This is a genomic window from Paenibacillus agricola, from assembly GCF_011440305.1.
In the GTDB taxonomy this organism is placed as follows: domain Bacteria; phylum Bacillota; class Bacilli; order Paenibacillales; family NBRC-103111; genus Paenibacillus_S; species Paenibacillus_S agricola.
In genome coordinates, this window is record NZ_JAAOIW010000053.1 from 1 (window position 1) to 4,999 (window position 4,999).

The 4,999-nt window shown below is 42.0% G+C and carries 3 protein-coding genes, 2 rRNA genes and 1 pseudogene; 5 read left to right on the top strand and 1 reads right to left on the bottom strand.

Annotated elements, in window-relative coordinates:
• The 4 genes from G9U52_RS38840 to G9U52_RS41540 form a co-directional block, all read left to right on the top strand.
• A 23S ribosomal RNA gene (locus G9U52_RS38840) occupies positions 1 to 102 on the top strand; the annotation flags it as partial.
• Positions 103 to 214: 112 nt separating this feature from the next.
• A 5S ribosomal RNA gene (rrf, locus tag G9U52_RS38845) occupies positions 215 to 331 on the top strand.
• A gap of 359 nt (positions 332 to 690) precedes the next feature.
• The gene (locus tag G9U52_RS38850; RefSeq protein WP_166158805.1) at positions 691 to 1,323 is read left to right on the top strand and encodes a hypothetical protein; all 633 of its coding nucleotides are present in this window, start codon (positions 691 to 693) and stop codon (positions 1,321 to 1,323) included.
• 202 nt (positions 1,324 to 1,525) lie between these two features.
• The gene (locus tag G9U52_RS41540) at positions 1,526 to 2,917 is read left to right on the top strand and encodes a methyl-accepting chemotaxis protein (protein ID WP_311765003.1); all 1,392 of its coding nucleotides are present in this window, start codon (positions 1,526 to 1,528) and stop codon (positions 2,915 to 2,917) included.
• Positions 2,918 to 2,936: 19 nt separating this feature from the next.
• Here the strand turns inward: G9U52_RS41540 and G9U52_RS38860 are convergent, their stop codons facing one another.
• Positions 2,937 to 3,677, bottom strand: coding sequence for an IS4 family transposase (locus G9U52_RS38860; protein WP_166158807.1), 741 nt, complete (start codon positions 3,675 to 3,677; stop codon positions 2,937 to 2,939).
• 178 nt (positions 3,678 to 3,855) lie between these two features.
• Between G9U52_RS38860 and G9U52_RS38865 the strand changes: the two are divergent.
• Positions 3,856 to 4,451: pseudogene (locus G9U52_RS38865) on the top strand (DUF1793 domain-containing protein).
• Positions 4,452 to 4,999: the final 548 nt, after the last annotated feature.

A 4,999-nucleotide genomic window follows, 5' to 3' on the forward strand; every position in this document is an offset into this window, starting at 1 on the left:
AATTAGTAAGACCCCTTATAGACGATGAGGTAGATAGGTCCGGGGTGGAAGTGCCGCAAGGCATGGAGCTGACGGATACTAATCGGTCGAGGGCTTATCCAAAGGAAGTCCCCCCTGAAGCGCAAGCCAAAGGGGGTGCGTTGCTCGACGCAGAAATGGTTGGTTTCGGATCTAGTTTTCAAGGTGCAAACCTTGGATGTAATTTAGTATTCCGTTTGGTGATGATGGCGGAGGGGAACCACGCGTTCCCATCTCGAACACGACCGTTAAGCCCTCTAGCGCCAATGGTACTTGAACCGCAGGGTTCTGGGAGAGTAGGACGTCGCCAAGCTAAGTAAAGTGCCTTAAGACTAACGTCTTAAGGCACTTTTTATCTATTCAATAAGGAATGTTATACATATTCAGAGGGCTGCAGATCGTGCACCCTGAACAGATGTGAAGTAGCAGACATTGATCCAGAATATATACATGAAGAGTATCACATGTTTAAATTTGAGCCTATCCGAGACTACGCCAATTTATCTTTTTACATTTGCAATAATATCAATGCATTCTGTGAAGATGTGAGGATTATTGCAAGAGAAAATCCAGCAGATAACATTTATTTAGTTGTGTAAATGGATGATGAAAGTCAAATCATGATGAATCTTCATGAGGAGATTGAAAGCGGCAGAATAAAGGTAGCACACTTTGGGGCAACTAGGGGCAACTAGAGGAAGTAATCGTTTTAAGGATCGTAGTATTATCTTTGTACAGGGCGTTTTACATAAGACTGAGGAATATTATACGGAAAAAAATAAAGCAATTAGCAAACGTAGGTATATGAGTATTGAGGATATCAGCGTAAAGCCAGTAGATAAAACGAGAAGGTTTAGAGATCCAGCTATTGAAATTGTAAAGCAGCTTGATATGTTGGTGGATTATTCACAGGAATTTAAACGAGGAAGCCAAAGGGACAATTCAAAAGATGTTAATGGCAAGATTTATATATTCCATAAGGATAAGATTTTCTTGAGCAAGTTAAATATAAAGTTCCCTAGTAGTAAAATGGTGAGTTGGATTCCAATGAATATTCTAGAAAGTAAAATTGATAATAAGCAAAATAATTCAGCAATTAAAGCCATAAAAAATACTATTCTAGAATTAATTCCGAAGCCAATAAAAACGTATGAGGAATTAAAGGTTAGATCGAATTTGGATAAAAAAGTATTCTCTAATACGTTCAATAAGCCAGATATCCAAGCATTTATTGAATCAAATGGATATAATGTTAAGCAGAAAGGAAGGAACAAATATCTAGAAAGCGCTGTCCAATCAGCATAATAAAATAATAATCATACATATATTTACATAATCTGAATAGTCCATCGTTCTCTTAGAAGTTCATAGAAACGGTGGACTATTATTTTAAATTTGATACGTATATATGATGGGTTTTGGTAGGAAAGCGCCTAAAAGATATATATGGGGTGCTATGTCCGTTGTCATATGAGTATAGTCTAGGGATGATGGCTTAAGTTTACGGGTGTCGATACGTAATGTCGCTACGGCTGAGACAAAAGCGGACAAAGATAAAGTGGATGCTGAGGCTCAACTTTCCATTAAGGATATTCAAGAAAGCATGGATATTTACAGAAATAACTTTCTAACTCAATCGGAAAAGGATGAAGTCAAAAACTTTGATACGATATTTCCTGCTTTTCTGAAAATATATGCGAGCACCACCCAATTGGCTTATTTGAATGATAAAACGGAATACAACAAGATGAAAAATGGAGAAGAATACGAAGAGGCAAGTACGAAGTTGAGGAGCAGCCTGCAAAAACTCATTGATATCAATGTAAAACTGGCTGAAGAGATGGATTTGAAATCGGATAAGGCTTACGCTGATGCACGGATCGCAACGATAGTGGCTGTAGTTATCGGCTTCCTTTTGAGCATTTTATTGGGGTATGGGATCGCCCAATCTATCGCACGGCCGCTTTCCAGAATCGTATCCTTGATTGCAAAGGTAGCCGAAGGAAATTTACGCGAGAAGTCGGATATACATTCCCAGGATGAAGTGGGGCAACTTTCGTTTTCCATTAACCACATGATTGAAAATCTGCGTAACACGATCGGGAGCATCTTAGTTTCATCCCAGAGTGTATCTGCGGCAGCAGAGCAAATATCCGCCAGTACAGAAGAAATTGCAAGCGGAAGTATGAACCAGGCGAGAGACGCCCAAACGATTAGCGAGTTGTTTCGGGAATTGTCATCCGTTATTAATTCTGTGGCATTGAGTACAGAGCAAGCTTCCGAGTTGTCTGATAATACGATGCAAGTTGCCAAAGCAGGCAGTGAAATCATCCAATCTTCGATGGAAAGCATGCTTGAAGTCAGCAAACAGATGGCTCGACTGGAGAATGATTCCCAAAAAGTAGGCGATATTATTGAAGTCATTGAGGATATCGCTGATCAAACCAATCTATTGGCGTTAAATGCAGCCATTGAAGCTGCACGGGCTGGAGAACAGGGACGTGGGTTTGCAGTCGTGGCAGATGAGGTCCGTAAACTTGCGGAGAGAAGCGGAGAAGCTACCAAACAAATTACAACGATTATTAAAGGAATGCAAGAAAATACGCGTCACAGTGTTGCTTCTGTTCAGGAAAGTTCAGCTTTATCGAAACAAACCGGCGAATCCTTTCAGCGAATCGCATCGATTGTCAACGAGACGGGTCAGAAGGTATCTGAGATTGCCGCAGCTAGTGAAGAGCAGGCTGCCCAAACGTCAACCGTTTTAATTTCGGTTGAAAGCATTTCGGCAGTGACAGAGGAATCTGCCGCCAGCAGTGAAGAGACAGCTGCTACGGCGCAGTCACTGGCACAATTGGCAGATGACCTTCAACAATCGGTAGCTATCTTTAAAATCAACTAACGGCTAGCACGCCTGTTGATTAACCAGATACTGGATTTTTGCGATTCAACAAATAAGAGTGCTTCTCCAACACTTGAATAGAGGCTCTGAGCCATTCAAGCTGTAACTGGTTTTGCTGAACTTGTTCAGTGAAACGGATGATCGGTATGGTTTTGCAAGAAATAACGAATGTTTTTGAGGAATCATATAACCATCTCAAGACCACATAGGTCATCAACGCAGCAAACAGCTGGTTAAATACGGCATTCTTCGTGGTACCAAACAGAACCGGTACATTCAGACTTTGCTTGATCCATCGAAAGAAAACTTCAATGCCCCAACGTGACTTGTACATGCCAGCAATTTGTTCGGCTGAAAGATGCATGAGATTCGTTACGACACGGATTTCATTGCCGTGGCTATCGTTGAAAACAACAACGCGATGGCGAAGTTCCGACTGGCACTGGGGTGTGCCCAGATAACAGGTGATATCCTTCGTGATAGGGGACGTTTCTAATTGTTCACGTTTTAGAAAATAGGGATTCACGAGCGTTACGTTTTCTTTGATTCGGGTTACGAAATACTGTTTGTGTCTGAGGTATTCATCGAAACGCTTGATTTTTCCATAAGCACGGTCATTCACCAGGATGTAATTCTTGTCAGCCAGTTTCTCACCGATCGAACCATCATGAGCGGTACCGATCGTTTCAATCACTTGAACAGGTTGTTCGGGTAGCCGCAGCCCAAGCAACATGCAGTTTGATACCTGCACGTTCACCATGGTAAAGCGCCCAAGGTAGGCGCGTTTTGCCTACTGTGATCGTTGTGGAATCGACTAGCAACAGATCTTTAGGGAGATGAAGCCGGCGTTTGGTTTCACGATTGCATCTCGTAATGAGTAAATGAAATAGGCGCTTGAATAATTCGTAAGGTACATTCGCTAGCTTTAGGAAAATGGATTGGATCCAGGAAATCAGCTGTGCACGGATGATTTTGCAGGGCACCTGGCGCATAATGTGAATCTGTCCATTAAAGCCATTGAAGGTTTGGGAGGATTCGCTAAGCTTTGTAAAATGCTAGGGAAATCGGAGGAAGCGGAGCACTATTTGAACAAAGCGCAAAGCATGGCCAATGACTGGTTGACCATGGCTCAGGACGGGGATCATGACAAGCTGGCCTTTGATGCACCAGGAAGCTGGAGCTTGAAATATAATCTGGTTTGGGACACGTTGTTCGACTTAAATCTTTTCCCGAAAGAAGTAGCCGAGCGTGAAGTGGCCTATTATAGATATAAAAAGAATCATAACGGGACGCCGCTTGATAATCCCAGAACCTATACGAAAGCAGATTGGCTTGTATGGGCTGCCGCATTAGCGAAAGACAAGCAGGATTTTGTGGAGCTAATAGATCCGATTTGGGATTTTCTAGTGTACCTTTTAGTGATTGGTATTACACAATAGACGGCACCTATGTTTCCTTTGTGAACCGTTCCGTAGTCGGCGGATTGTTTATCCGGTTGATGATGGATAATGAATGGAAAAGAACACTCGTATAATGGAGCCACTGGATAGAAATCAATCAGGGCTTATAAAAATGAAAACCATGCCTGTTTATGAGGTATGGTTTTCTTATGTGCGCCCAGCATGGGCGCTATCTCTAGGGTTCAAGTCCCGAATGGTAAAGGCAGTAGTAACCATAACTTAAGGCAAGGGTGTCCATCGCGAGGTGGAATCTGAAGGAAGCCGGCGGCAAATCTCCGGTCTGAGGAACACGAACTTCATATAGCTAGCCAAAAGCAGGATAAATGTGGCTTTACTAGGAACCGTAAATGATACGGACCATTAAATGATAACTATCCGAGTAGATAAGTGTCGCACAAACTGTGCCTGTGAGCTCCTGACGAAAGCATGTACATTTCCGAACGAATTCTCATAAATATAAATAGTCGGTCAGCCGACCGAGCTATTATAAAAATGTCAGTTTTGTCTACCCTTTGTTAGGAATTGACTACCCTGCTATCTATTGTTCATATGCATTTTAGTGAATGCCTGCCTAAACTCTGTAGGAGTCATGTTTTCGTATTTCTTAAATAATTTCATGAAA

Excerpts from the sequence above, each read along its gene's own strand:
- G9U52_RS38860 (WP_166158807.1), bottom strand. The coding sequence starts at position 3,677 with ATGGTGAACGTGCAGGTATCAAACTGCATGTTGCTTGGGCTGCGGCTA.